Origin of the sequence: Arthrobacter antioxidans (assembly GCF_023100725.1) — a bacterium.
GTDB classification, from domain to species: domain Bacteria; phylum Actinomycetota; class Actinomycetes; order Actinomycetales; family Micrococcaceae; genus Arthrobacter_D; species Arthrobacter_D antioxidans.
This window is the reverse complement of sequence record NZ_CP095501.1, coordinates 3,616,092-3,642,509: the sequence shown is the minus strand read 5'-3', so window position 1 is coordinate 3,642,509 and position 26,418 is coordinate 3,616,092. Positions and strand designations below refer to the sequence as shown.

27 protein-coding genes are annotated in these 26,418 nt (G+C 71.0%); 18 read left to right on the top strand and 9 right to left on the bottom strand.

Going from position 1 to position 26,418, the window contains the following annotated elements; genetic code table 11:
- Window positions 1-8 precede the first annotated feature (8 nt).
- On the top strand, window positions 9-572 hold the full coding sequence (locus tag MWM45_RS16925; protein WP_247827457.1) for a 2'-5' RNA ligase family protein: 564 nt from the start codon (window positions 9-11) through the stop codon (window positions 570-572).
- Here MWM45_RS16925 and MWM45_RS16920 read toward each other — a convergent pair.
- The 3 genes from MWM45_RS16920 to purB form a co-directional block, all read right to left on the bottom strand.
- Window positions 549-1,991 (bottom strand): lipase maturation factor family protein, encoded by a 1,443-nt coding sequence (locus MWM45_RS16920; RefSeq protein ID WP_247827456.1) that lies wholly within the window; start codon window positions 1,989-1,991, stop codon window positions 549-551. The genes MWM45_RS16925 and MWM45_RS16920 overlap by 24 nt on opposite strands.
- A gap of 73 nt (window positions 1,992-2,064) precedes the next feature.
- Window positions 2,065-2,991 carry an endonuclease/exonuclease/phosphatase family protein gene (locus tag MWM45_RS16915; RefSeq protein ID WP_247827455.1) on the bottom strand — a complete coding sequence of 309 codons (927 nt, stop codon included), beginning with the start codon at window positions 2,989-2,991 and terminating at the stop codon, window positions 2,065-2,067.
- A gap of 61 nt (window positions 2,992-3,052) precedes the next feature.
- Window positions 3,053-4,483, bottom strand: coding sequence for an adenylosuccinate lyase (gene purB / locus MWM45_RS16910; RefSeq protein ID WP_247827454.1), 1,431 nt, complete (start codon window positions 4,481-4,483; stop codon window positions 3,053-3,055).
- Between the two features lie 159 nt (window positions 4,484-4,642).
- On the opposite strand from purB, the gene MWM45_RS16905 reads away from it, so the two are divergent.
- From MWM45_RS16905 to MWM45_RS16875, 7 genes are all read left to right on the top strand, one after another.
- Complete coding sequence (locus MWM45_RS16905; protein ID WP_247827453.1) at window positions 4,643-4,951, top strand: hypothetical protein; 309 nt, start codon at window positions 4,643-4,645, stop codon at window positions 4,949-4,951.
- On the top strand, window positions 4,948-6,249 hold the full coding sequence (locus MWM45_RS16900) for a hypothetical protein (RefSeq protein ID WP_247827452.1): 1,302 nt from the start codon (window positions 4,948-4,950) through the stop codon (window positions 6,247-6,249). The genes MWM45_RS16905 and MWM45_RS16900 overlap by 4 nt, the downstream gene beginning before the upstream one ends.
- Complete coding sequence (locus MWM45_RS16895; RefSeq protein WP_247827451.1) at window positions 6,246-7,394, top strand: histidinol-phosphate transaminase; 1,149 nt, start codon at window positions 6,246-6,248, stop codon at window positions 7,392-7,394. Before MWM45_RS16900 ends, MWM45_RS16895 begins: the two co-directional genes overlap by 4 nt.
- A 143-nt stretch (window positions 7,395-7,537) precedes the next feature.
- Window positions 7,538-8,755, top strand: coding sequence for a pyruvate dehydrogenase (acetyl-transferring) E1 component subunit alpha (pdhA, locus tag MWM45_RS16890; RefSeq protein ID WP_247827450.1), 1,218 nt, complete (start codon window positions 7,538-7,540; stop codon window positions 8,753-8,755).
- Window positions 8,755-9,729 (top strand): alpha-ketoacid dehydrogenase subunit beta, encoded by a 975-nt coding sequence (locus MWM45_RS16885; RefSeq protein WP_247827449.1) that lies wholly within the window; start codon window positions 8,755-8,757, stop codon window positions 9,727-9,729. The genes pdhA and MWM45_RS16885 overlap by 1 nt, the downstream gene beginning before the upstream one ends.
- A 9-nt stretch (window positions 9,730-9,738) precedes the next feature.
- The gene (locus MWM45_RS16880) at window positions 9,739-11,361 is read left to right on the top strand and encodes a dihydrolipoamide acetyltransferase family protein (RefSeq protein WP_247827448.1); all 1,623 of its coding nucleotides are present in this window, start codon (window positions 9,739-9,741) and stop codon (window positions 11,359-11,361) included.
- Window positions 11,362-11,370: 9 nt separating this feature from the next.
- A complete protein-coding gene (locus MWM45_RS16875) occupies window positions 11,371-11,595 on the top strand; it encodes a hypothetical protein (RefSeq protein WP_043442380.1) in 225 nt (74 codons plus the stop codon).
- A gap of 20 nt (window positions 11,596-11,615) precedes the next feature.
- Here the strand turns inward: MWM45_RS16875 and MWM45_RS16870 are convergent, their stop codons facing one another.
- Together MWM45_RS16870 and MWM45_RS16865 are read right to left on the bottom strand one after the other, a co-directional pair.
- The gene (locus MWM45_RS16870; RefSeq protein ID WP_247827447.1) at window positions 11,616-12,908 is read right to left on the bottom strand and encodes an aminotransferase-like domain-containing protein; all 1,293 of its coding nucleotides are present in this window, start codon (window positions 12,906-12,908) and stop codon (window positions 11,616-11,618) included.
- A gap of 85 nt (window positions 12,909-12,993) precedes the next feature.
- Entirely contained in the window at window positions 12,994-13,962 is a 969-nt protein-coding gene (locus MWM45_RS16865; RefSeq protein WP_247827446.1) for a helix-turn-helix transcriptional regulator, read from the bottom strand.
- Window positions 13,963-14,332: 370 nt separating this feature from the next.
- Between MWM45_RS16865 and MWM45_RS16860 the strand changes: the two genes are divergently transcribed.
- From MWM45_RS16860 to MWM45_RS16850, 3 genes are all read left to right on the top strand, one after another.
- Window positions 14,333-14,473, top strand: a complete 141-nt coding sequence (locus MWM45_RS16860) for a hypothetical protein (protein ID WP_247827445.1) — start codon at window positions 14,333-14,335, stop codon at window positions 14,471-14,473.
- 84 nt (window positions 14,474-14,557) lie between these two features.
- A complete protein-coding gene (locus MWM45_RS16855) occupies window positions 14,558-15,532 on the top strand; it encodes a lantibiotic dehydratase C-terminal domain-containing protein (RefSeq protein ID WP_247827444.1) in 975 nt (324 codons plus the stop codon).
- A gap of 32 nt (window positions 15,533-15,564) precedes the next feature.
- Window positions 15,565-15,756: a hypothetical protein gene (locus MWM45_RS16850; protein WP_247827443.1), complete on the top strand. Its 192-nt coding sequence runs from the start codon at window positions 15,565-15,567 to the stop codon at window positions 15,754-15,756.
- A gap of 106 nt (window positions 15,757-15,862) precedes the next feature.
- On the opposite strand, the gene MWM45_RS16845 is transcribed toward MWM45_RS16850, so the two are convergent.
- Complete coding sequence (locus MWM45_RS16845) at window positions 15,863-16,423, bottom strand: NADPH-dependent FMN reductase (protein WP_247827442.1); 561 nt, start codon at window positions 16,421-16,423, stop codon at window positions 15,863-15,865.
- Window positions 16,424-16,535: 112 nt separating this feature from the next.
- Between MWM45_RS16845 and MWM45_RS16840 the strand changes: the two genes are divergently transcribed.
- The 3 genes from MWM45_RS16840 to MWM45_RS16830 are packed head-to-tail and all read left to right on the top strand — an operon-like array spanning window position 16,536 to window position 19,111.
- Window positions 16,536-17,165 (top strand): TetR/AcrR family transcriptional regulator, encoded by a 630-nt coding sequence (locus MWM45_RS16840; protein WP_247827441.1) that lies wholly within the window; start codon window positions 16,536-16,538, stop codon window positions 17,163-17,165.
- 48 nt (window positions 17,166-17,213) lie between these two features.
- Window positions 17,214-18,041 (top strand): GAF and ANTAR domain-containing protein, encoded by an 828-nt coding sequence (locus tag MWM45_RS16835; protein ID WP_247829274.1) that lies wholly within the window; start codon window positions 17,214-17,216, stop codon window positions 18,039-18,041.
- A gap of 44 nt (window positions 18,042-18,085) precedes the next feature.
- Window positions 18,086-19,111: a Gfo/Idh/MocA family protein gene (locus MWM45_RS16830; RefSeq protein WP_247827440.1), complete on the top strand. Its 1,026-nt coding sequence runs from the start codon at window positions 18,086-18,088 to the stop codon at window positions 19,109-19,111.
- Between the two features lie 35 nt (window positions 19,112-19,146).
- On the opposite strand, the gene ald is transcribed toward MWM45_RS16830, so the two are convergent.
- Window positions 19,147-20,259 carry an alanine dehydrogenase gene (ald, locus tag MWM45_RS16825; protein WP_247827439.1) on the bottom strand — a complete coding sequence of 371 codons (1,113 nt, stop codon included), beginning with the start codon at window positions 20,257-20,259 and terminating at the stop codon, window positions 19,147-19,149.
- 267 nt (window positions 20,260-20,526) lie between these two features.
- Here ald and MWM45_RS16820 point away from each other — a divergent pair, with 267 nt between their 5' ends.
- Window positions 20,527-21,756, top strand: a complete 1,230-nt coding sequence (locus MWM45_RS16820; RefSeq protein WP_247827438.1) for a PucR family transcriptional regulator — start codon at window positions 20,527-20,529, stop codon at window positions 21,754-21,756.
- A gap of 21 nt (window positions 21,757-21,777) precedes the next feature.
- Here MWM45_RS16820 and MWM45_RS16815 read toward each other — a convergent pair whose 3' ends face one another.
- Complete coding sequence (locus MWM45_RS16815) at window positions 21,778-22,179, bottom strand: helix-turn-helix domain-containing protein (RefSeq protein ID WP_247827437.1); 402 nt, start codon at window positions 22,177-22,179, stop codon at window positions 21,778-21,780.
- Between the two features lie 149 nt (window positions 22,180-22,328).
- Between MWM45_RS16815 and MWM45_RS16810 the strand changes: the two genes are divergently transcribed.
- The 3 genes from MWM45_RS16810 (at window position 22,329) to MWM45_RS16800 (ending at window position 24,660) form a co-directional block, all read left to right on the top strand.
- The gene (locus MWM45_RS16810; RefSeq protein ID WP_247827436.1) at window positions 22,329-22,592 is read left to right on the top strand and encodes a hypothetical protein; all 264 of its coding nucleotides are present in this window, start codon (window positions 22,329-22,331) and stop codon (window positions 22,590-22,592) included.
- Between the two features lie 111 nt (window positions 22,593-22,703).
- Window positions 22,704-23,783, top strand: coding sequence for a MerR family transcriptional regulator (locus MWM45_RS16805; RefSeq protein ID WP_336296679.1), 1,080 nt, complete (start codon window positions 22,704-22,706; stop codon window positions 23,781-23,783).
- Window positions 23,767-24,660, top strand: a complete 894-nt coding sequence (locus tag MWM45_RS16800) for a PQQ-dependent sugar dehydrogenase (protein WP_336296678.1) — start codon at window positions 23,767-23,769, stop codon at window positions 24,658-24,660. Before MWM45_RS16805 ends, MWM45_RS16800 begins: the two co-directional genes overlap by 17 nt.
- A 53-nt stretch (window positions 24,661-24,713) precedes the next feature.
- Here MWM45_RS16800 and MWM45_RS16795 read toward each other — a convergent pair whose 3' ends face one another.
- The gene (locus MWM45_RS16795; protein ID WP_247827434.1) at window positions 24,714-26,270 is read right to left on the bottom strand and encodes a GGDEF domain-containing protein; all 1,557 of its coding nucleotides are present in this window, start codon (window positions 26,268-26,270) and stop codon (window positions 24,714-24,716) included.
- Window positions 26,271-26,418: the final 148 nt, after the last annotated feature.

Genomic DNA, 26,418 nt, shown 5'->3' with positions numbered 1-26,418 from the left:
GGCGCGGGATGGCCGATAGCGTCGAACTCCTGCTGGACCCGCCGTCGGAGCTCGTCCTGCTCGAGGACTGGGCGGCGCTCGAGGCCGCGGGCCTGCCGAACCAGTCACGCCACCAGTCCTTCAGCAACAGCCCGCACGTCACCCTCGCGGCCGCGGGGCGCATCGACGACCCCTACGACGCCCGCCTCGCCACCGCGGCGCAGGACGGCCCGATGGAACTGGCCACCGCGGGGTTCCTCGTCTTCCCGACCCGGCGGAAATACGTGCTCGCCCGGCAGGTCGTCGCGGGCGACGCCCTGACCGGACTGCACCACCGGATCTGGGCTGCCCTGGACGGCGTCGAGGATCCCGTGCCCACGACGGTCCCGGGGGCCTGGACCCCGCACATCACACTGGGCCACGGGCTGACGGCCGACCAGCTGGCCGCCGCACTCGGGATCCTGCGGGACCGGGCGCCGGACCGGCTCCGCGCCGGGGCCGTCCGCCGCTGGGACGCGCAGGAGAAACGGCTGGTCCTGCTCGGCGGCGGGGACGCGTGGACCGCCGGCTCAGGGGACGTCGGCCCGCAGTGAGGCCGGATGCACCAGGACGCCCTGCGGCTCGCGGATCCACCACAACCCGGTGGCCCGTTTCTCCTCCCGGGTGGAGAAGCGGTAGATGAAGATGCGCGCCCGGACGTAGCGGGGCCGTGCGCCGTCGAAGGGGTCCGTGCGGAGCAGCTTCAGGACCAGCGGGTCCGCCTGGAGGAGCTTCACCAGGAACGGGCTGAACCAGCCCCGCTCCGACCCCAGGGCGAGGAACCACATCATCCAGTCCAGCCGCAGGTGGTACGGCGCGAACTGGCGCGGCATCCGCGACGGGTCACCGGGCTTGCCCTTGAACTCGTACTCGCGCCACTGTGCGCCGGGACCCACGCGGTCGAGCGTTCCCTCCACGATCACCTCGTACCGCACCTTCGTCACGCTCCCGAACGCCCCGTAGGCGTTGCCGAGATGCCACCGGTTGAAGCTCGCGTTCATGAGTTGCCGACGGGCGAACAGGTTCAGCAGCGCCGGCCGGCCCAGGTAGGCGAGGAACAGCATCGCGAGGACGACGACGACGGTCACGTACAGCGGCGTGGGCTGGTAGGCGCCGGATACGTCGAGGGCCGGGACCACCGCCTCGTAGAAGGAATCGGGCACCGCGGCGAAGGCCAGGATGATCGTCAGGGTGTTGAGCCAGGCGAAGTTGCCGGAGAGCACGAGCCAGCCCTGCGTGGCGATGATGACCAGCGCGGCGACGCCCGCCACCGGCTGCGGCGTGAAGAGGAGAAACGGGACGATCAGCTGCGTGACGTGGTTCCCCGCCACCTCGAGACGGTGCAGCGGTTTCGGCAGCAGGTGGAAGAACCGGCTGGCCGGATTCGGCATGGGCTGGGTCTCGTGGTGGTAGTACAGGGCTGTCAGGTCACGCCAGGAGCGGTCGCCGCGCATCTTGATCATCCCGGCCCCGAATTCGAGCCGGAAGACGAGCCAGCGGATCATCAGCAGCACCAGGAACGGCGGCGCGATCTCCGCGGACCCGAGGAAGGCGACGATGAACCCCGCCTCCAGCAGGAGGCTCTCCCACCCGAACCCGTAGAACGCCTGGCCCACGTTCACGATCGACGTGTACAGCCACCAGATCAGGAGGAACGCGATCAGGGGGACCCACGGCGGTCCGGCCTGCGGGACGCCGAGGACGAGCAGTGCGGCGACCGCCGTGCCGGTCCAGGCCACGGCGCGCAGGCGGCGGTCCGTGTAACCGCGATGGAAGAGCGACGGTCCGGCCCGCCTGCCGGCCCGCTCGAGGAAGACGGGGACGGGCATGAGGCCCTTCTCGCCGAGGAGGGCCGGGAACTGGGCGACGGCGGACAGGAACGCGATGAGGTACACGGCGGCGACCCCGCGCTGCGCGATCTGCCGCCCCACTTCGTAGTCCTCGGCCGTGAGGATCCCGGCGATCCACTCCATCCCCTCAGCGTCCGGTCCCCGGGAGGGGGCGTCAAGGGCGTTTCGACCCCCGGGGTCCGGTTCCCGGCGGGGGTCAGGGGCTTTTCGGCCCTCGGCCCCGCGCGTCCCGGTGCCGGCGGACCGGCTGCGGAGCGCCCGGCTCCTCGCGTCGGGGCGGGATGTCGACGAGCGCCTGCACGGCGGCGTGGTCGCTCGCGTACCTGCCGTCCAGGGTGGAGGTGTTCACCGCCGCCTGCCGGACCCGCACGTCGGGGGTGGTGAGGATCCAGTCGATGCGCGCACCCCCGTCCACGGGACGGTCGTAGCGGGGATAGGTGCCGTAGGCGGGCGTGAGGTGCTCGTCCGCCCGGGCCCAGGCATCGACGAGGACCTCCGAGTCGAGGAACCGCCGGTACGCGGAGGAGGATCCGGCGTCGGAGTTGAAGTCGCCCATCACGATGGCGGGCAGGGCGGGGCGGAAGAAGCGCACGAGGTCGAGCACCGCGGCGGCGCTGCGGACCCGCGCATTCTCGGATTCGTGGTCGAAGTGGGTGTTCACGAGCAGGATCTCACGATCCGTCCCGCTGTCGTGGAACCGGCCCCACGTCACGATGCGCGTCACGCCGTTGCCCCAGGTGGACGAGCCGATGAGTTTCGGGCTGTCCGACAGCCAGAACTGGTCCCATTCGATGAGCCGCAGGCGCCCGGCGTCGTAGAAGATGGCCGAGTACTCCCCGCGGCTGCCCCCGTCCCTGCCGGCGCCGATCCGGCGGTACCTCGGCGGCAGGGCCGCCTCGATCGCCGTCAGCTGGTGGTGCAGCGCCTCCTGCACCCCGAGGACGGCCGGGACCTCCCGGCGCAGCAGGTCCTGCAGGGGTGCGATCCTGTCCGGCCAGTAGTCCACGTCGTCGGGCTGCGCCGCGGGGCGGTCGTACCGGATGTTGAAGCTCATGACGTGGAGGGAGCGACGGCTGGCCCTGATCAGGGCGGGTGACGGGGATGATGCGGATGTTCGGGGCATGGAGACCTTCCGGTGCGGCACGTGCGTTGCGGCTGGGGCCCGGCGCTCCGCCGGCGCCCGGTCAGCGCAGGTGGTCCACGAGGCCCGCCGCGATCCCCGTGTAGCCGCCGGGCGTCAGCGCGAGGAGCCGCTGTTCGGCCTCCGGGCTCAGCCCGAGGCCGCTCACGAACTCGCGCATGCGTCCGGCGTCCACGCGGTGTCCTCGGGTCAGGTCCTTGAGGCGCTCGTAGGGGTCGTCGAGGCCCGGCACGCCGGCGATCGCCTCGGCACGCATGACCATCTGCACCGCTTCCCCGAGGACCTCCCAGTTGCCGTCGAGGTCCGCCGCGAGGACGTCCTCGGCGACGTCGAGCCGGGCGAGGCCCTTCGCGACGTTCGACACGGCCAGCAGCGAGTGCCCGAGGGCCACCCCGATGTTGCGCTGGCTGGACGAGTCGGTCAGGTCGCGCTGCCAGCGGGAGGTCACGAGCGTCGACGCCAGGACGTCGAGCAGGCCCGAGGAGATCTCCAGATTGGCTTCGGCGTTCTCGAAGCGGATCGGGTTGACCTTGTGCGGCATGGTCGAGGATCCCGTGGCGCCTGCCACCGGGATCTGGGCGAAGTACCCGATCGAGATGTAGCTCCACACGTCCGTGCAGAAGTTGTGGAGGATCCGGTTGAAGCGGGCGACGTCGGAGTACAGCTCCGCCTGCCAGTCGTGCGATTCGATCTGCGTGGTGAGCGGGTTCCAGGTCAGGCCGAGGCCCTCCACGAAGGACCGCGCGACGTCCTGCCAGTCCGCCTGCGGGACGGACGCGTAGTGGGCGGCGTAGGTGCCGGTGGCCCCGTTGATCTTCCCGAGGAACTCCGTGGCCGCGATGCGGTCGAGCTGCCGCGTGAGGCGGTGCGCGACGACGGCCATCTCCTTGCCGAGCGTGGTGGGGGTGGCGGGCTGGCCGTGCGTGCGCGAGAGCATCGGGGTGTCCCGCGACGCGCGCGCCAGGTCCGCGATCGACGCGACGAGCGTCCGGGCAGCGGGCAGCCAGACGTCCAGGACCGCGCCCTTCACGCCGAGGGCGTAGGAGAGATTGTTGATGTCCTCCGACGTGCAGCCGAAGTGGACCAGCGGCTTCAGGTGGCCGATCCCGATCCCGTCCAGCCTCCGCCCGATGAAGTACTCCACGGCCTTGACGTCGTGCACCGTGACGGCCTCGATCTCGCCGAGCTCCGCCACGGACTCCGCGTCGAAGGAGGTGACGATCGCGCGCAGTCGCGCCTCCTGGTCGGCGTCCAGGGGGCGGGTCCCGGGCAGCACGGAGTGGCGCGTCAGGTGGATCAGCCATTCGACCTCCACGTGCAGGCGGTCCCGGTTGAGCGCCGCCTCCGAAAGGAAGTCGACGAGCGGGGCGACGGCCCCGCGATACCGGCCGTCGAGCGGACCGAGCGTCAGGGACGTCCCCTCCCCTCTGGACAGAGCAGCGAATTCAACCCGGGAGAGCACGGAGTCAGCCATTCCCCCATCCTTTCACGGCGCCGATGGGGGGTGTCACCCTGGCGTGGCACGCCCGCGTCCTCGACCCGTCGTCGTCGGTGTCCACATACCGGCCCCGCCGTCCGGCCACCGCCCGCGCCGCTCCTAGCGTTGAAGCACGAGCGGACGAGAGGACTGGTCATGGCTGGCGGGATGCACGGCGGGGCGTCAGGTGAGGCGTGGGCCGTGGTGAGCACCGAGGTGGCCGCGATGGCCTCGCGTCTCCGGTGGCACGCAGGGCAGATGGCGGACATCCGCAGGCATGCCCTGTCGGTCGGCCTGCTCTCCTGGGAATCTCCCGCAGGCGGCAATTTCCGTGACTATCTGGCGGAGCGAGGCAAGGAACTGGGCAGCACCGCGGAGCTGCTCGAGTCCGCCGCGCACGAACTGGGGGTCTTCGCCCGTCTGGTACGGGACGCCGAGGACCAGCAGCGCGGTGCGGGGCTGTGACGGACGGGCTGCGCCCCGTCGTGGGCGACGACGGTGCGATGGTCGTCCGCGGGGGTGTCGGCGGGATCCGGTTCCAGTGGGAGGAGCTGGAGGAGGCCGCCCGGGTGCTGGCGCTCCTCGCCGCGGATGCGGGGGAGGTTGCCGTGGGCCTCGGGTTCCTGGACCGCGATGTCAGTGAGCTCCCGTGGCGGATCATGCATCTCCACCTTCCCGGCGGCGTGGCCGGACCGCAGTACCAGGTGGCCCTGGCGCAGCTGGACGGGGCGTGGACCGCCTCCCTCGAGAACGCCCGCGCACTCGCTTCCGCGGAGGAGCGGCTCCGTGCCGGCCTGCGCGCCTACCGCCTGGCCGACGACGCCGCGCTCGCCGTGACCGAGGCCGCGCGCCGGGCGTCCGAGGGTACGGCGCGGAACCTCGCGCGTGCGGCGATCGCCAGCGGCGCCCTGACCGTCGGTCCGATCGAGCTGGAGGCTGCCGACACGGGGGCAGCCGTACGGCTCGACGGGACGGTCGGTGGCGTGCTGGAGCGTCTGGCCGCGGTCGAGGGAGATGACCCGGGGACCTTCGAGGTGCTCCGGGCGGGGTCCGACGACGAGCCCGTCTACGTCGTCGTCCTGCCGGGCACCCAGGCGCCGCGGCCCGGGGGGCCCGCGCGAAGCAATCCCTTCGACGCGGCGGGGATCGCCGAAGCCCTCGCGGAGGACAGCCGCTTCACGGAGGAGGCCGTCCTGCAGGCCCTCGGGCAGGCCGGCGCAAGGGAGGGGGACGCCCTCCTGGTCGCGGGGTACAGCCAGGGCGGACTGCATGCCGTCAACCTGGCGGAGTCGGAGGGCGTGGGCGGCCGCTACGACGTCCGGCTGGTCGTGACCGTGGGGTCGCCCACGGGCTGGTCCACGAGCGGCGGCACGGAGTACCTGCACCTGGAACACCAGGCGGACTCCGTGCCCGCCCTCGACTCGGCGTCCAACGGTGACGACCGCCACCGGACCACCGTCACCCTCGCCACCCCGGTGCCGGAGCTGGGTGAACGCACCGACGGCTCGACGGAACCGCGGGGTCTCGGACCGGCCCACAAACTCGAGAACTATGCCCTGGGCGCGCGTCTCGTCGATGCCGGGGACGCACCGTCGCTCGCCCCCGCCACTGCGGTGCTGGCCACCGCCGGCGGCGTTGCGCGGCGCTACTCCTTCACGGCCACGCGTCGACCGCCGGGCACCGACACTCCGCCGGCCGGCGGCACCCCGCCCTCCGGGAGCAGGCGCCGCGAGGCGGATGGCCGGTCTAGGCTATGGCCATGACATCGATCGAGGACCGTCCGGCACCATCCCCAGGCCCTGCGGCCCCGGCTTCCGGCGCAGCCGGTATCCGACCGCGCGGCGTCCTCGGGAAGCTTCCCCGCTACGCGGCGGGGAAACCACCCGTGGTGGTCGAGGGGCTCGAGAGTTTCAAGCTGTCCTCGAACGAGAACCCGCTGCCACCGCTGCCCGCGGTCCTCGCCGCGATCGCCGCCGAGACCTCGATCAACCGCTACCCGGACCCGATGACGACGGCGCTGCGGACCGAACTCGCGGGCTATCTCGGCGTTCCCGCGACGGACATCGTCACGGGTGCAGGCAGCCTCGGTGCCCTGAACCAGATCCTCGCCACCTTCGCGGGACAGAACGACTTCGACGCACCCGACGAGGTGATCTACGCGTGGCGTTCGTTCGAGGCCTACCCGATCAGCGTGGGCCTCGCGGGGGCCGCAGGCGTCCAGGTCCCGGTCCGGGAGGACGGCACACATGACCTGCAGGCGATGGCGGCGGCCATCACCGACCGCACGCGCGTCATCCTGCTCTGCACCCCCAACAACCCCACCGGGCCCATCCTCACGCGGGACGAGGTGGTCGGCTTCCTCGCGGAGGTGCCGCCGCACGTGGTGGTCGTCATCGACGAGGCGTACCAGGAATTCGTGCGGCGCCCGGACGCCGTCGACGGCATCGAGCTGTACCGGGAGCATGCGAACGTGATCGTGCTGCGGACCTTCTCCAAGGCGCACGGACTCGCCGGGCTCCGTGTGGGCTACTCGGTGTCCCAGCAGGCCCTCACCGAGCACCTGCGCGTCAGCGCCGTCCCGTTCGCCGTATCGCAGATCGCCGAGCACGCCGCCGTGACGTCGCTCCGGCACATCGGGGAGGTCGAAGCCCGCGTCCAATCGATCGTCGACGAGCGGATCCGCGTCGTCGCCGGGCTGCGCGAGCTGGGCTGGCGCATCCCGGAGGCCGAGGGGAACTTCGTCTGGCTCCCGCTCGGCGAACGCACCCAGGACTTCGCGGCGAAGGCAGGGGAGCGGGCCCTGTCCGTGCGGGCCTTCGGATCGGAGGGCGTCCGCGTCTCCATCGGCGAAGAGGCCGCCAACACCCGTTTCCTCGAGTTGTGCGGAGAGTACACGCACCGCCCATGACAGGGACGGCCGGACTTAAATAGGCCCTCGGGTCCGCCCTGACTAGTCTTGATCAGTACGTCCCGGGAACATATGTTTTCGCGTGTATGACTTACGACATACATTCCCCGAACGGAATGTGGTGCGTCATGTGAGGAGTGATTATGAGCGGCAGTCGTGTGCCTGCAGCGGAGTTCGAGGTCGAGGAGGTCCTGCGCGCAGCCCACTCCGCGATCGGCGAGCAGCGGGAGGCGTCGGTGGACATGCTCCAGGTCCTCGCCCCCGACGGAACGATGGCCGGCGGCCTGACCGCGGAGATCGACGGCGAGATGATCGATTTCTCGCCCTATCTCGCCGCGACGGACGCAGCCCACCTATGCTCGCTCTACCGGGACATGTTCCTGATCCGGCGCTTCGACCAGGAGTCCACGGCCCTCCAGCGCCAGGGGCAGCTGGCGCTCTGGGTGCCGCTGACGGGCCAGGAAGCCGCGCAGATCGGGTCCGGCCGCGCGCTGCAGCCCCAGGACTACGCCTTCCCGACCTACCGGGAGCACGGCGTCGCCCTGACCCGCGGCGTCGAGCCGGCGGAGATCCTCCGCCTGTTCAGGGGAGTGACGAACGGCGGGTGGGACCCCCGCGAGCGGAACTTCCACCTCTACACGCTCGTCCTCGCCGCGCAGTCCCTGCACGCCGTCGGCTACGCGATGGGCATCCAGCGGGACCAGCTCGCCGACCCCTCGCTGCCGGAGGCGGCCTCCGTCGCCTACTTCGGTGACGGCGCGAGCTCCGAGGGGGACATCCATGAGTCCATGGTGTTCGCGGCGTCCTTCAACGCCCCCGTGGTGTTCTTCTGCCAGAACAACCAGTGGGCCATCTCCGTCCCCGCGGCCGTCCAGACCAGGGTGCCCCTCGCGCGGCGGGCCGAGGGATACGGGTTCCCCGGCGTCCGCGTGGACGGCAACGACGTCGTCGCCGTGGAAGCCGTGACGCGCTGGGCCCTCGACCACGCCCGGTCCGGGAAGGGTCCCGTCCTGATCGAGGCATACACCTACCGGATGAGCGCGCACACCACGGCCGACGACCCCACGAAGTACCGGCTGTCCGGAGACGAGCAGGAGTGGCAGCCGCGGGACCCGCTGGTCCGCCTGGAGGCCCACCTGCGCACGCAGGGCCTGGCCGACGACGCGTTCTTCGACGAGCTGACCGCCGAGGCCCGCTCCATGGCCACCGCCCTCCGCGACGCCGTGCTGTCCATGACGGTGCCGGACATGGAGAGCCGCTTCGCCAGCGTGTACGCCGAGCCGCACCCCCTCGTGCAGGAGGAACTCCGCTTCTTCCAGCAGTACGAGGCCGGGTTCGTCGATGAAGGGAAGCACGACTGATGGCGACGATGACCATCGCGAAGGCCATCAACGAGGGGCTCCGCGCCTCCCTCACGCAGGATCCCAGGACGCTGCTGATGGGGGAGGACATCGGTGAGCTCGGCGGTGTCTACCGCGTGACCGACGGGCTGAAGAGGGATTTCGGGGCGATGCGCGTCGTCGACTCCCCGCTCGCAGAATCCGGCATCATCGGCACGGCGATCGGCCTCGCCCTGCGCGGCTACCGGCCCGTCTGCGAGATCCAGTTCGACGGCTTCGTGTTCCCCGGGTTCAACCAGATCACCACCCAGCTCGCCAAGCTACGCACCCGCAGCGACGGCATGCTGAGCGCACCCGTGGTGATCCGCATCCCCTACGGCGGCGGCATCGGCAGCGTCGAGCACCATTCGGAGTCCCCCGAGGCGCTCTTCGCGCACACCGCAGGGCTCCGGATCATCACACCGTCCAACCCGCAGGACGCCTACTGGATGATCCAGCAGGCGGTCAGCTGCGAGGACCCGGTCATCGTGTTCGAGCCGAAGCGCCGCTACTGGCTCAAGGGCGAGGTGGACACCTCGGCGCCCGCCGGGGACCCGTTCTCCGCGCACGTCCTGCGCGCCGGCACGGACGCGACCATCGTGGCCTACGGCCCGCTCGTCCCCGTGGCCCTCGCCGCGGCCGCGGCGGCGGAGGAGGACGGACGCAGCGTCGAGGTGATCGACCTGCGCTCCATCTCGCCGATCGACTTCGACACGGTCACCGAATCGGTGACCCGCACCGGCCGCCTGATCGTCGCCCACGAGGCGCCGACGTTCGGCGGGATCGGCGGGGAGATCGCCGCACGGATCTCCGAGCGCGCGTTCCTGTCGCTCGAGGCCCCCGTCATCCGTGTCGGCGGGTTCCACATGCCCTACCCCGTGGCCCGCGTCGAAGAGCACTACCTGCCGGACATCGACCGCATCCTCGAGGCACTCGACCGTGCCTTCGCGTACTGAAGGACCATCATGACGCTCAAGACGTTCAACCTGCCCGACGTCGGTGAAGGCCTCACCGAGGCAGAGATCGTGCAGTGGAAGGTGGCTCCGGGAGCGACGGTGGCGGTCAACGACATCATCTGCGAGATCGAGACCGCCAAGTCGCTCGTGGAACTCTCCTCGCCCTACGCAGGCACCGTGTCCGAGCTGCTCGTCGCGGAGGGCGAGACCATCGAGGTCGGCACGCCGATCTTCGCCGTCGACGACGCCGCCACCCGGGACGGCAGCGCGCCCGGCCCGTCCGCAGCGACCGACGGCGCATCCGATCGTGCAGACCATGCCGCCGCTCCCGCGGCTGCCGGTGCTCGTTCCGTCGCCCCGACCGGCGACGCCCCGGTCCCCGCGCCCGAGATGCCCGGGGAGCTCGCCGGCGTCCAGCAGGACGGAGTCGATGCCACCGGTCCCGGGGCGGCGGACCCCGAACCCTCGCCCGGTCCACTGGTGGGCACCGGGCCGAAAGCCGACGCCGTGAAGCGCCGTCCGCGCAGGACGCCATCCGCCGCACCGTCCGCGTCGCCCTCGTCGCCCGTCACCACCTCGGCCACCCAGTCCGCCCCCGCACCGCCAGCGCCAGCGCAGCCCGAACCGCACACGCCGGCGGCGCCCAGCGCTCCGCCGTCCGGCGCGGCGGCTGGTGCCGGCGCGCCGACGGAGCCGCACCCCGACCGGTCCCCCGGGGCACCCGGGCGGACCAATCCGCTGAACCAGCTCATCAGCCGCGTGCTCGCGAAGCCGCCCGTCCGCAAGGCCGCACGGGACCTCGGCATCAATCTCGCGGACGTCCCGGCCACCGGGTCCGCGGGCGAGGTCACCAAGCAGGACCTCATGAGCTACCAGTCCCAGCGCGACGCCGAGCAGGACGGCGCGGACTCCTTCTGGTCGGACCGCAAACTCCTCGGGGGCGGCCGCATCGAACGGATCCCGGTCAAGGGCGTCCGCCGGGCGACGGCGAAGGCCATGGTGCAGAGCGCGTTCACGGCACCGCACGTGAGCATCTTCGTCGACGTCGACGCCTCCCGGACCATGGAGTTCGTGAAGCGGCTCAAGGCGTCCCGGGACTTCGAGGGCATCCGCGTCTCGCCGCTGCTGATCCTGGCGAAGGCCGTCATCTGGGCGGCGGCGCGGAACCCCTCCGTCAACGCCACCTGGGCCGAGGACGAGATCCTCGTCAAGCACTTCATGAACCTCGGCATCGCCGCCGCGACACCCCGGGGGCTGATGGTCCCGAACATCAAGGACGCGCAGGACCTCTCGCTGAAGGAGCTGGCCCTCGCCCTCAACGACCTTGCGACCACGGCCCGGGCCGGCAGGACGCAACCGGCCCAGATGCAGGGCGGCACGCTGACGATCACCAACATCGGGGCGCTGGGCATCGATACCGGGACGCCCATCATCAACCCGGGCGAGGTGGCGATCGTGGCCTTCGGCACGATCAAGCAGAAGCCCTGGGTGCTCGACGGGGAGGTCATCCCCCGCTGGATCACCACGCTCGGTGGATCGTTCGACCACCGCGTGGTGGACGGCGACCTGAGCGCACGCTTCATGGCCGACGTCGCGTCGATCCTCGAGGAGCCCGCCCTCCTGCTCGACTAGGGTGGGGCCATGAACCAGCAGCTACCCGGCGGGGAACGGGGCAGGAGCCCGCGACCACGCTATCCCCTGAGCAGGCTCCTGCTCGTGGTGGTGATCGGCTTCCTCGCGTCGAGCGTCCTGCAGCTGGTCTTCCCCGACCTCGGCGCGGTGGCGCGGCTGTCGATCCTCGTGATCATCGCGGCACTCATCTCGATCGCGGTGACGCTGCGCCAGCAGAACCGGCCGCCGCGGTAGCCGCGGTGCGAACCGGCGGATTACCTGTTCTGCTCGATCGCTCCGCGCAGGATCGGCGCCAGGCGGCGGACGCCCTCGACGATGTCCTCCGGTGAGACGGCGCTGAAGGCCAGCCGGAGCTTGTTGGAGGGCTCGTCCGACGGCGTGAAGGCGGCGCCCGGGATGAACACGACGCCGGCGTCGATCGCCGTGTAGAGCAGCGGGTAGGTGTCGATGCCCTCCGGCAGGGTGACCCAGACGAAGAACCCGCCGTCCGGTGTGGTCCAGTGGACGCCCTCCGGGAACGCCTCGGCGAGGGCGCCGAGCATGGCCTCGCACCGCTCGCGGTAGAGGCTGCGCATCGAGGTCAGGTGCCCGCGCCAGTCGTACTCGGTGAGGTAGGCGCTCACGAGCATCTGCGTGAGCGGGGACGGGCACAGCACCACGGCCTCGCAGGCGAGGTAGAACCGGCGGTAGAGGTGCCTGGGTACCAGGGCCCAGCCGAGCCGCACGCCGGGCGCGAAGATCTTCGAGAAGGAGCCCAGGTAGATGACGTCGTCGGGGTTGTCCGCGCGCATGGGCTTCAGCGGCTCGCCGTCGAAGCGCAGCATGCCGTAGGGGTTGTCCTCGAGGACGAGGATGTTGTGGTCGCGGCAGATGTCGACGACCCGCTGGCGACGATCCGCGGCCATCGTGATGCCGCTCGGGTTGTTGAAGCTGGGGATCGTGTACAGCAGCTTGATCGAGCGGCCCTGCGCCTGGAGCTCCCCGATGACCCGGTCGAGCTCGTCGGGGATGAGCCCGGCGTCGTCCATGGGGACGGTGACGACGTCGACCTCGTAGGCCTCGAACGTGTTGAGGGCGCCCACGTAGGTCGGGTCCTCGCAGAGGATCACGTCCCCGGGGTCGCAGAAGACCTTCGCCGCGACGTCCTGCGCCGACTGGGAGCCCGTGGTGATCACGATGTCCTCGGGGCTCGCGCCCTCGATACCCTCGGCCGCCATGACGTCGCAGACGAGCCGCCGGAGCTCGTCCATGCCCTGGCCGCCGCCGTACTGCAGGGCCTCGAGCCCGTGCTCGGCGATGATCTTCTGGGCGGTCCGGCCGAGGTCCTCGAGCGGCAGGGACTTCAGGTACGGGCTCCCGCCCGCGAGGGAGACGAGGCCCGGGCGGATGGAGATGTCGAAGACGTCACGTACCGCCGACTGCTTGATGTTGGCTGCGCGCAGCGAGAAGAGCTCGTCGTGGCGCGCGGCGGAATCGACGGCGCGTTCGAGGGCTGCTTCGGTCTCGGCGGGCAGGAAGTCGGTCGGGGTCTCGCTGGAGGACGTCACGCCCAGAGTCTAGGCCCGGGTTCACCATCAGGCAACAGGTGTTGCCCATCAGTGCAACGCATGCGAATGCGGCGACGCAGGCCGCTCAGACCCATCCCGCGTCGCGCGCCTTCAGGGCTGCCTGGAAGCGGCTGTCCGCCCGCAGCGTCTCCAGCATCCAGGCGATGTGCCGACGGCAGGTCCTCACATTGATATCCAGGCGCCGCGCGATCGACTCGTCGGACAGGCCGTTCGCGAGGCCCTGGATGATGGAGCGCTGCATCGCGCTCAAGGGCGATCCGACCTGCTGCGGGCAGAGGAAGGCCTCGCTGAGCTCCCACGCGATGTCGAACAGGCGCGTGAAGATGTTGATCAGGCTGTGGTCCCGGATGACCAGGGCGGCCTTGTCGTCGCGCGTGAGCTGGCGGCCCACCAGGGCCAGCTTCTCATCGAAGATGAGCATGCGCAGGGGGATGAACGGGAGGACGCCGAACTCGCCGCCGCCCGCGGCGATCGCCTCGACAGCCTTGCGGGTCGGCACATGGTCGCGCGTACTCGTGTCGTACAGGGTCCGCCGTCGCACCCCGTGTTCGAGGAGTTCGAGATCCTTCCGGACGCTCTCCTCGTGGACGTCCGCCGTCGATCCCTGGCCGGGCTGCGCGATGTACACCTTCTCGGTGACGTCGCGCCCGTAGTCGATGAGGACCCGGTGGATGAGATGCGGGTCCTCCAGGGTCTCCACCGACGTGCTGGCGAGGATGTGCTTGCGGGCGTCGAGGAAAGTGGGCAGGAGGCTGGACAGTTCACGCCGCTGGGCGCTGATGCGCGCCTTGAGCTCCTGCAACTCGCGCTCGTCCGCGTCGACGAGGTCGGCGAGGGCGACGTCGGGTGAGACCGCGACGAGTCCGTCCGGGCTTCCGGCCTGCGGGCTGAGCAGTCGACGGTCGGACAGCTCGCCGACGGCCTCGTCGATGCGGCGCAGTGTCAGCCCGAGGGCCTCGGAGGCCTCGGCGCGCGTCCAGCCGGGGTGTCCCACGGCGTACCGGTACACCTCGAGTGACGTCGCACCCAGCATGAGACCTCCTTGTCGCCGCTGGCACCAGCGGCGAATCGCGTGCGGAAAAGATGACATGTCCAGTTAATGACACGGCTGGGACAGGGGCAATCCGCTCCTCCCGGGAGCGCCGGGATCCCCGCCGTTCCGCGGAAGTGAGCCCGGGACGCCGCTGTCCCGGATCGTCACGGCGCACTCCCGCGTCCTGATCGCGCCATGTCCGTAAACGGCCACCTCTACTGCTGGACACTACCTGTCGGCGCCGGACATTCTGATGAAGCCGGTTCAGCGGAAGTCCCGAGGGGGGCCCTCACGCAGGGACCGGGCACGTTCCGATCGGCACGTGCGGGGACAGCTCGACCACCCGGGACACGGGCAAGGAAGGATCGCCATGAAGAAGGTATTCGGCGCAACTGCAGGCCTGTTGATCCTGGTGGGAGCTGTTCTGCCGGCAGGCCAGTCCGTCAGCGCGGCCAGCTGGGACTGGCCCAAGGGCCAGCCCACGGCGGCCAGCTGGGACTGGCCCAAGTAACAGGTGCCCCCGGGAGCAGAATCCGGAGGGCGCCCCCAGAGCCCGCCCCAGCGGGGGTGATCACAGACCCTGAAGGAGAGAGCCATGAGCCAGCTGACCGCCGTTCGTACCGCCTCACGGACGGTCGTCAGCACTCAGTGGTGGCATCTCTCCCTCTCGACGGGTGGCTTCGATGTAGCGGACGGCATCATCGAAGAACTGGTCACCCCGCTGGTGGCGCAGGCCCAGGCGCTCGGCGCCAAGCGCTGGTACTTCACGCGGGGCGAGGACCCGTCGACGGGCGTCATGGGACAGGTCAGACTCAGCATCCATGCCCACCCCCGCGTCCTCGAACCCCTGCGCAGCTTTCAGCGGGCACTCCAGGACCGTAGCGCCAGGAGCGTACCCCGGCTGACGGTCCGCCAGCATTTCACCGCTCCCGCCAGCAACACCTACTATTCCGGCGGTCGGGAGATGGCCGATCCGCAGCTCGAGGCCAACCTCGTCAAGTACGGCGGGGTGGAGGGTCTGCACCTCGCCGAGGAGGTCTTCGAACTCGGTTCCGAACTCGCCCTCTGGGGGACCCAGCGCTTCCCCCGCCTGCAGAACCGCTCCGCGCTCGCGGCGCTGCTCCTCTTCGACTCCGCGCAGAGCATGATGCGCGGCCCGCGTTCCGCGGGATGGCCGGACCGCCGGCGACTCTCCTGGGACTTCTACTGGGACAGCCACCTGCGCGCGTGCACGGCCGACGTCGGCCCACGCGCGTCGGGGGTCCGGGAGGCGATGGCCGCGCAGGTCGCCGCGAAGGCCCCCGGCTTCCACGCGCTCATGGCGGCCACGGCGTCCGAATCCGCCGTGCAGAACTGGCGGCGGCGCTGGTTCCGCGCCCTCGACACCTATCTGTACCGGGCCGACAAGGTCCGCGTCAGCCGCAGCGCCCAGCATCTGACCGTGTACCAGGCGCACATGGCGCTGAACCGCCTGGGCTTCGCTGCCCGCGAGGAGGCGGCACTGGGTTTGTATGCGCGGAGCTGGAAGCCGGTGGCCGGCCCGGTCCGCGCGGCGCGCACCACCCTGTAGCCCGGCCCATCCACCGACCGAAGGACTGCACCATGAACCCAAGGAACACCGTTGTGCTGGCCATGGACGACGCCGACCTCTCCGAGGCTCTCGGCTGTTCGTCGGAGGAGGTCGAGTCGATGCAGAACGACGGCGTCCTCGCCCCGCAGGGCCAGCTCTGGGAGATCGGGCCCGCCAGGGACTACCTGAGGGATGCCGCCTGGGCGGACAGCCTCTGGCACTGAGCCGCACCCCGCGGCAGACGGACAGCAGGACACCGGCGCGGGTTGCGCCGGTGTCCTGCTGTCTCTGTGCTGCTACCTGTGCTGCGCCGTGCGCGGTGGCTGCCGATCAGGCCGCGACGGGCGCGGCCGCGCCAGCGAGGGCCATCAGGACCCCGGTGACCAGACCGGAGACCTCGGCGTCGTCCTTCGGGTGCACCTCGGCGAAGCGCGTGATCGAGCTGCCGATGGAGAGCCGGGCTTCGTCGAGCACCGTGGCACCTGCGACGCCGAGGGAGCGGCGGGCCTCGTCGTGGGCCCACACCCCGCCGTACTGGCCGAAGGCGGAGCCGATGACGGCGGCGGGCTTGCTCGAGAGCGCACCGGCGCCGTAGGGGCGGGAGAGCCAGTCGATGGCGTTCTTCAGCACCGCCGGCATGCTGCCGTTGTATTCGGGGGAGACGAGCAGGACGGCGTCCGCGTCGGCTGCCGCGGCGCGGAGGGCGTCGGCGGCCTGGGGGCGGTCGGCGTCGTTGTCGATGTCCTCGTTGTAGAACGGGACGTCGTTCAGCGCATCGAACGTGACGACGTCGACGGCTTCGGGGGCATGTGCGGTGGCCGCCTCCGCGAGCTGGCGGTTGATGGAACCCTCGCGCAGGCTTCCGACGAGGGTCAGGATCGTGGTGGTCATGGTTTCTCCCAATGCTGTGGGGCCGTTCGGCCGGGCGTTCGGTACTGCGACACGTGCGTCCCCTCCTGCAAGCGGACTGCGGTCCGTTTTATTCCGCCGCTATAGTGGCGGCATGCAGGGCGAGGAATTGCTCCGGGTCACGGGCGACGACGGAGAGCGGACCGATGCGGCACGCAACCGCCGTCTCATCCTCGATGCCGCGGCCGAGATCGTCGCGACCTGTGGTCCCGAGCGGCTGACGACGGATGCCGTGGCGCGGCGGGCAGGAGTGGGCAAGGGCACCGTCTTCCGGAGGTTCGGCAACAGGGCCGGCCTCATGCACGCGCTCGCCGACGAGGCAGGGCGTTCCTTCCAGCACGCCTTCATGGCCGGCCCTCCTCCCCTGGGGCCGGGCGCGCCACCCCTCGAGCGGCTGATCGCCTTCGGCGAGGCGAGTATCGAACGCATGCGGTTCGACGGGCAGATCCTCCGGGCGGCCGAGCAGCAGGGCGGACCGGACCTCGAACATCCGACGCAGCAACTCACGCGGCTGCACCTGTCCGTGCTGCTGCGCGGCCTGCACGTGCAGGATCCGGAACTGGGCGCCTACCAGCTGTCGGCCTTCCTGAACGCGGGCCTGCTGCTGCACCTGCAGGAGCACCGGGGCATGTCGAACGCCCGTCTGGCCGCGTCATGGCGTGCCCTCGTCTCCGCCCTCGCGGCGGACGCAGCTCGCCCCCGCGCTGGGGGCGGGCCCTTGTAGACTGGCAAGCGCCGGCGCCCTGCCGGCCGTCGAGTGAGGTGGTTGAGCGTGGAGGAGGTGCCCGAGCAGATGTCCGACTCCCCTGAGGCAGTCGAGGACGAGGCCATGGCCGGCCCGCGCCTCCACATCGTGGCCGACGACGTCGACCTCCTCCCCCCTGAAGCGGCCGCCGCGCGCCTCCAGGATCTGCTGGTCGATCATCCGGACGTGCACGCGTTCCTGCAGGAGCTGGCCGAGTTCACCGCCGAGACCCTCGGCACCCAGGGCGACACCTACTGCGGCATCACCCTGCAGCGTTCCGTCCACGAGCAGCTCACCGTCGGCAGCAGCGGGGAGAAGGCCAAGGCCATGGACGAGGTGCAGTACGAGCACGACGACGGCCCGTGCCTGCACGCCCTGCGCGTGCACGACGAGGTGTTCATCGCCGATGCCCGCACCGACGCGCGCTGGCCCGAGTTCATGCGCCACATCACGCGGAACGGGGTAGGTGCCATGTTCTGCCTGCCGCTGGATCTCGAGGGGTCGGCGCGTGCGGCCCTCAACCTGTACGCCGAGGACGCCTCCGTGTTCAGCGAGGAGTACCGGAGGGTCGCCCGCGCCTTCACGGTGCAGGCGTCGCAGGCCCTGAAGCTCGCTGTGCGCGTGGCGCAGCACGCCGCGACGGCGGAGGACCTCCACGCCGTGCTGCAGACCCGCACCGAGATCGATCTCGCCGTCGGGATCATCATGGGCCAGGACAACTGCTCGCAGAAGGACGCGTTCGACAAGATGCGGAGGGCCTCGAACTCCCGCAACGTGAAGCTCCGGGTGCTCGCCGCTGGCATGGTCGCCGGGCTGAACGGCACCGTCCCCCGCGCCCACTTCGACCCTTCCTGACGCTCGTGGGCCCGATCCCGCACCGGCCCGTCCGGACGGTGCTGGTGGGTTTCGGCCATGGCGGCAGCGTCTTCCACGCACCGCTGATCCGGCACGAGCCCGGACTGGATCTCGCCGTCGTCGTCACGCCGAGCCCGGAGCGCCGGGAGGCCGCGCGGGCCGCATATCCGACCGTCCTGGTGGCCGCCACGCTCGACGACGCGCTCCAGGCCGTGCCGGACCTCGGCCTGGCCGTCATCGCCACCCCGCACGCCACGCACGCGCCGCTGGCCGCCGCGGCGCTCGCGCGGGGCCTGCACGTGGTGGTCGACAAGCCCCTCGTGGTGCACGCCGACGACGGCGGGCGGCTCATCGACGCAGCACGCGCAGCCGGCACGCTCCTCGTGCCGTTCCACAACCGACGGTGGGACGGGGACTTCCTGACGGTGCGGGCAGTGGTCGCGGCGGGGGGCCTGGGCGAGGTGCGCTTCTTCGAATCGGCGATGGAGTCGTGGAAGCCGTCCATCAGCAAGCCGTGGAAGCGCGCCGCCGGGCCGGCGGACGGAGGTGGCGTGCTCTACGACCTCGGCTCGCACCTGATCGACCAGGCGCTCGCCCTCTTCGGGCCGGCGGTCCCCGTGTACGCCGAACTGCGCAGCGACCGCGGTGGAGCGGCCGAGGACTCGGCGTTCCTCGTCCTGCGGCATGACGGCGGGGTCACCAGCCATCTGCACGCGGGGACCCTCGCGCCGCTCGCCCGGCCCCGCTTCCGTGTGACCGGGGCGCAGGGCGGACTGACGATCACGGGCACGGACCCGCAGGAGGCACTGCTCGCGGCGGGCGTGCCGCCGGACGGCCTCGTGGACGCGGCCGATGCCCTGATGGTGCCGCCCCGGGGCATGATGGGGCGCGACACGGACGCCGAGGCGCTCGTCGTCGGCCCCGGCCGGTACCCGGACTTCTACGCCGGACTCGTCACGGCCCTCCACGGGGACGGGCCGCCGCCCGTGCAGGCGGTCGAGGCCCTCGACGTCGTGCGGCTGATCGAAGAGGTCCACGCCGCGTACCCGCTCAGGCTGCGGGGCCCCTGACCGGGCGGAGTCGCCCGGTCAGGCGCCCGGCAGTACTAGACCAGTGCCGACCAGTCCTTCGCCAGCTCCAGGCCGTGCGCCTCGGACACCGAGTGGTGTGCCACCCGCCCCGACGCGACGTTCAGCCCGCGCGCCAGCGAGGGGTCCGCGTCGAACGCGGCGCGGACGCCCCGGTCGGCCAGCGCCACGGCGTACCGCAGCGTCACGTTGGTCAGCGCGTAGGTCGACGTGTTCGGGACGGCGCCGGGCATGTTGCCCACGCAGTAGAAGAGTGATCCGTGCACCGTGAAGGTGGGGTCCTCGTGCGTGGTGACGCGGGAGTCCTCGAAGCACCCGCCCTGGTCCACGGCGATGTCCACCAGGACGCTGCCCGGCTTCATCCGGGAGACGAGCTCGTTCGTGACGAGCTTCGGGGCCCGGGCGCCGGGGATCAGGACGGATCCGATCACCAGGTCCGCATCGAGGACGGAGGTCTCGATCTCCAGGGAGTTCGAGGCGATCGTCTTGACGCGTCCGGCGTACAGGGCATCGATCTCCCGCAGCCGGGCGATGTTGATGTCGAGGATGGTGACCTCCGCGCCCGTGCCGACCGCCATCGCCGTCGCGTTGGTGCCCGCGACGCCTGCCCCGAGGACCACGACCTTGGCGGGGCGGACCCCTGCGACGCCGCCGAGCAGCAGGCCGGGGCCGCCGGCCGGCGCGGTCATGACCTGCGCGCCGACCTGGACGGACAGGCGGCCGGCCACCTCGGACATCGGGGCGAGCAGGGGCAGGGCGCGGCCGTCCTGGACGGTCTCGTAGGCGATCGCGGTGACGCCGGCGTCCACCAGCGCGCGAGTCAGTTCGGGTTCCGCCGCGAGGTGGAGGTAGGTGAAGAGGATGAGGCCCTTCCGGAACCGGTGGTACTCGGCGGCGACCGGCTCCTTGACCTTCAGGACCATGTCCGCGCGCGCCCAGACGTCGTCGGCGGCATCGACGAGCTCGGCGCCGGCGGCCTCGTAGGCCGCGTCCGTGATGTTCGAGCCGACGCCCGCTCCGCGTTCCACGAGCACGGTGTGCCCGTGGGCCCGGAACTCGTGCACGCCGGACGCCGTGATGGCGACGCGGAACTCGTTGTTCTTCACTTCTCGGGGGACGCCGATGATCATTGGGTTCTCCACGGGTTCGATCGGGCGGACGGGGTAGCTCCAGAATAGGGAGCGGCGAGGAGCGCTCCGCCGGGGCTCCTCCGGTCGCCGCGTGGCCCCTCGTGCGGAAGGCCGTGCCGCGTGGCCTCCAATGCCCGCCGCGCCGCGGTTCCCGGGCGGATGTGAGCTGGGCCACTAGCAGATCGATGCTGGAGGGGCTATCGACAGATGTCGAGTCCGGGAGCGGCAAGTGTCGCCCCTGACGGCCTGCCCGCCTACTGTGGGGCTGTGCAGAACCAGCAGATCGAGGACCTCGTCGAGTCGCTCGCGCAGACGCTCGGGCGCGGCCTGTCCCTCGAGGATCCCGACGGCGTCCTCCTTGCGTACAGCAGTCACCAGACCTCCGCCGACCGCGTACGGGTGAACTTCCTGCTGAGCAAGAAGGTCCCTGCGGATGTGAGCGAGTGGCAGCTCCGCCACGGGATCGCGCAGGCCGTCCGTCCGGTCGCCGTCCCCGCGAACGAGGACCTCGGGATGCTGGGACGGGTGTGCGTGCCGCTCCTGGTCCGGGGGTTCCGCGTGGGCTACCTCTGGGTGCAGCAGCATTCGAGCGAGGATCCCGCCCCGGGCATCCTCGCCGCCCTGCCGGCGGTCCGGCCGACGGTCGACCGCCTCGCCGAACTGCTGCTCGAGACGGACACGGCGTCCTCGGAGCGGCGCACGCAGCGGGAGGCCACGTTCCTCGCCGCCTGCCACGGCGTCGCCGCAGCGGTGGAGGACCTGCGCGGCTGGCGTGAGCTCGGCGGGCACGGACCGTGGCGTGTGGCCCTCGTCCACGAGCTGTCCGAGTCATCGGCCCGCGCCGGGAGGGAGGACCCGCTCGAGGCCGCCCTGCTCCAGCGCACCATCGCCCTGCAGGCGACGGTCGGGGTCGAGCCCGTCCGCTTCAGCGCAGGGGCGTCCACGCACTCGGTCCTCCTGTGCGAGGCCAGGGTGGGCCGCAGCGCCCTCCAGCATGTGGTGGACCGGTGCCGGGTCGAGGTGGTCAAGCGGACAGGACGTCCTGCAGGTCGGTTCGTCCTGGGCCTCAGCGAGCCCGCCGCCGATCCACGGGACTTCGCGGACGCGTTCCGGCAGGCCCAGCACGCGGCCCAGGCCGACGCCGTGGATCCCCAGCTCGGCGGGGTGTCGGCGTTCGCCGAGATCGGCGTCTACCAGTTCCTCGGCGCGATGGGGTGGCAGGTCCCGGCGCACGGCAGCGTGCGGTTCGACGAGCTGTGCGAGGCGGACCGCCTCGAGGAGCTCCTACCGGTCCTGGAACTGCTGTACGACAAGAACGGTTCGGTGCAGGATGTGGCCGCGCAACTCCACCTCCACCGCAGCAGCGTCTACAACCGGCTGACGAGGATCCGGTCGATCATCGGCGCGGACCCGCTCGCCGGGACGGTGCGCCTGGAACTGCACCTCGCGCTCAAGGCACGGCGGTGGCGCTCCCGGCCCCGCTTCGAGCAGTCCTAGGGCCGCCGGAGCACGACGATGCTACGCCTCGCCGGGCTCCTTGCCGGAGGGGTCCGAGCGGCGAAGCTGGCTGCGCAGCCAGTCCTCGACGTCGGCCCGGCGCAGGCGCCGGTGCGATCCGCGGTATTCCACCGGCAGGGTGCCGGCGTCGGTGAGCTTGCGCAGGTAGCTGTGCGAGATCCCGGCGAGCTCGGCCGCCTGCGAGGTGGTGAGCAGCTCGGCGACCGTGGTCACCTGGACGGCGTCGCCGTCGGACAGGCGGGCGAGGAGGTCGACGACGGCGGCCTGGGCCTCCCCGGGAAGCCGGTGTGCGGTGCCGTCGACGAACACGGTGACGTCGGCGCTGCTGCCGAGTGCGCGGCGCAGGGGTGCGGCCTGTTCCGGCGGAAGTGCCGCCGTGGATCTGGGGGCCCTGATGGTCATGGGGCCATTGTGCCAGTCGGGCCCGTAGCCTGCGTGATTACGTGGGTTCTTGGGGTTCCGCATCGAGTAGTAAAGGTCTATGGTCGCCGTATACGTACCCCAAGTACCTGCACCCAGCGTCGGTTGCAGGTACGGAAACGGTGAACCTCATGACAACAATCGATCACGGGCGGAGCCTGCGTACCAGTAGCTCCGCCGTCTCAATCCCGCCCACCGAAGAAGCCCCCGCCTGCCCCCTGTGCCGCACGGACGACTACCTGATCTTCGAGGAGTTCGTGCCCGCACGCCAGGCCGACCATTCCACCGATCTCCTCCCTGCGAGCACGAGCTACACCTGCTCCGAGTGCGGCACCTTCAATGCACATGCCGTCCCGGAATCGTGGCGTCCGCCGCAATGGTTCTGGTACAACTGACCGGTTCTCCCGCGCCCCGTCACGTGCCCGCATCGACAGGGCCCGCTTGACCTTTACGCAGCGTCAATTCCTACTGTTGAATCCTTCCGCTGCACCGTGCGGCGGAAGGAGGTGGACGAGGAGGACGACGTGGAATACCCGATCACCGCCGTGGCTCGGCTCGCCGGCACCACGAGCCGGACCCTGCGCCACTATGGTGACGTCGGCCTGCTGGTACCGTCCCGCGTGGGCGCCAACGGATATCGGTTCTACGACGGCCCGGCACTCGTGAGGCTCCAGCGCATCCTGCTGCTGCGATCCCTCGGACTGCCGCTACCGGCCATCCGTGCGGTGCTCGACGACGGCGGTGCGGTTGCCCCGGTATCCGCCCTGCGGTCCCACCTCGACCACCTCCGCGGTGAGCAGCAACGCCTAGACCGCCAGATCAGTGCGGTCCTCATGACGGTCGAGGCCCTGGAACGAGGAGAGGAACCCATGCCTGAGAAGATGTTCGACGGATTCGACCACACGCGCTATCGGGAGGAGGTCGAGGAGCGGTGGGGCAGCGATGCCTATGCCCAGGGCGATGCCTGGTGGCGCGGGCGGACGGACGAGGAGAGGGAGGCGTTCGGCCGGGAGGTCGCGGAGCTCAATGCGGGCTGGGCCGACGCCGCGACCCGGGGTGTGGCACCGACCGGTGGCGAAGCCCAGGAGCTGGCCGGGCGCCACATCGCCTGGCTCTCCTCCGTCCCGGGCGTGCCGCGCGACGACGAGGGGGCCCTCCTGCCCGAGTACGTTCGGGGACTCGGGGCGATGTACGTCCAGGACCCGCGGTTCGCGGTGAACTACGGTGGACCGGGCGGTGCGGGCGGCGCTCGAGGCCTGGCTCGCTCGCTCCTCCTGACCGTCGGCGGTGGACCTTCGAAGACGGCTCGATGGCGGCGGTCGACTGCGCACCGATCGCCGTACCATGAGGACCACCATGAGTATCTGTATCCCCCGCGGTGTGGCCCTTGCCGTGATCGGTCTCGGCGCGGCGGCGTTCATCACCTCCTGCAGCCCGGGATCAGGCGACGGGAACCCGCCGTCCCCGGAGGACGCGACGCCGTCGCAGGGCCGGGCGACCGCTCTTGCCGAGCCCGTCACCGTCGTCTCGGGTCTTCAGGCGCCGTGGTCGGTCGTGTTCGTCGATGGGGTGACACTCATCAGTGAGCGGGACAGCGCCAGGATCCTCGAAGTCCTCGATGACGGTTCCACCCGTGTGGTCGGAACCGTCGAGGGCGTCGCCGGGGCAGGGGAGGGGGGCCTGCTCGGGTTGGCGGTCGACGACGAGCAGCGGCTCTACGTCTATTCCACGGCCGCGGACGGCAACCGCATCCAGCGCTTCATCCTCACCGGGACTGCCGGCGGACGTGCGCTGGGGGAGGCGGAGACGCTGCTCGACGGCATCCCGTCGGCGAACGTCCACGACGGTGGCCGCCTCGCCTTCGGCCCCGACGGGATGTTGTACGCGACGACCGGGGACGCGGGCCGCCGCGACGCCGCCCAGGATCGTGGCTCGCTTGCAGGGAAGATCCTTCGCATGACTCCCGACGGGGAGGTCCCTGACGACAATCCGTTCCCCGGTTCCCTCACCTACAGCTACGGGCACCGCAACCCCCAGGGCCTGACCTGGTCCGACGACGGCACGCTGTTCGCCACCGAGTTCGGGCAGAACACCTGGGACGAACTCAATATCATCACCCCCGGGGCCAACTACGGCTGGCCCGCCGTCGAAGGCGTGGCCGGCGAGGACGGCTTCACCGATCCCGTCCAGCAATGGGACCCCGGTGCGGCGAGCCCCAGCGGCATGACGTACCTGGAGGGCACCCTCTACATCGCCAACCTCCGCGGCCAGGTGCTGCGGACCGTGCCGACGGCCGACCCCGGCCGGTCCGTGGACTACTTCACCCGCGATTACGGCAGGCTTCGAGACGTCACCACCGGACCCGACGGCGACCTCTGGATCCTCACCAGCAACACCGACGGACGAGGGAATCCCTCCGACAAGGATGATCGGCTCCTGCGCCTGCCCGTCCAGGCCCCCTGACGGCCTCTCATCCTGTCCCATGACACCGCATCGTGCCTGACAGGAGGCCGGTCCTACCAGGGGCCCACCGACCTGTCCCGGCCGGCGCGTTTGGCGCTGTACAGGCGGAGGTCGGCCTCCTGCAGCAGGTCGGACGTCGTCGCCCCCGGTTCGCAACCGGCGAAGCCGATGCTCACGGTGAGGCGGAGGCCGGCGTCGATCTCGGGCCACCGGAGCTCCCGCATGGCGGACAGCACCCGCTCCGCCACCTGCTGCTGGTCGGCGTCCTGCTGCAGGACCAGCAGGAATTCCTCTCCTCCGATCCGGGCGACGTGCTGGACCCCGCCGCACGCCTGGAGGGCCGCGGCGACGGACACCAGCACGTCATCGCCCGCGGCGTGCCCGTAGCGGTCGTTGACCAGCTTGAAGTGGTCGAGGTCGAGGATGGCCAGGGACGCCGTCCACGGTCCGCCGGCCTGCCAGGTCCGGACGACGTCGGGCAGCGTGTCCTCGACCCACCGCCGGTTGCGGACCTTCGTCAGCGGGTCGACGGCGACGGCCGCCTCCGCCTGTTCGGCGCGTTCGAGCGCCTCGGTGACATTCTGCTCGGCGAACAGGTGGTCCACCCGGGAGCGGCGGGCCTCGATCCACCGGCTCCGCGCCGCCTGGTGGAACTGCCGGTGGAGTTCGTAGGCGAGCCGGAAGTCGGCCGCGGACGCGGCGATGGCGGCGCGCTCCTCCAGGACGGTGGAGGCGACCTCCTCGAGCGCGTGCCGCACGGTGATCTGTTCCGCCCGGTCGAGGGCGAGCCGCGCCGCGGGGAGGTTGCCGACCCCATGGTGGGCCTGCGCGAGCAGGAGCATCCGGGTGGCCCGTGTCTCGGGCTGCGACGTCGCGGCGTCGTCGTCCCCGGCCCGCTCCAGTACGTCGAGCGCATCCCAGGGACGATTGTCCGCCAGGTGACCGCGGGCAAGGACATCCGAGAGTTCGGCTTCGAGCTCCGGGGACGTGGCGATCACGGCTTCCAGCCGCCGCATCCAGAAGCGGGCCTCGTCCGGCATCGACTCGTCGAGCGCGGAGTGGAACGCGTTCGACGCGATCCGGGCCAGGAGCTCGGGGTCGGCCAGCTGGTCCGCGAGGGCGAGCGCCCGGCGGGACACGTCGAAGCCGTGCTGCAGGAGCCCCGCGACCAGGAGGCCGAGCGCCTGACGCGTCAGGAAATTCGCCCGGAGCCGGGGCAGCTCGGTGCCGTCCAGCAGTGTGACGGCGATCGTCGCCTGCTCCGCGCCGGAGCCGGAGTGGCCCGCGATGAGATCCATCATCGCGATCAGGGCGTGGCAGCGGCTCGCGAGCCGCGCGTCGCCCTGCTCGGTGGCCCATTCGAGGATCTCCTGGCCCCGTGTCCGCGCGCCGGGCGCGCCATCCGTGCGGGCCAGCGCGTCGAGCCCGATGACCTCGGCCCAGAACGCGACGTCGAGCCGCCCGAGCGTCTCCGCGAACGCCCTGATCTCGGCGGCGTCCGCCACGGCACGGGGAAGATCGGCGCTGGTCTCGACGGCTTCGAGGGTCGCGATGAGGTCGCTCTCCTGCGCGAGGCGCAGGGAACCGCTCTTGATCACGGTGTCGTTCATGGTGTGGCTCCAGGGTGGTCGAGGCAGCGCTGTCCTGCTGACCGTGGAGCGTGAACGAGACCATGGTGTGGCGCTGATGTGCCGGATGAGACTGGTGTGCTCAGTCTGCCGTGCCGGGGGCGCCACCTCAAGGGCCCCGGCTCACGGA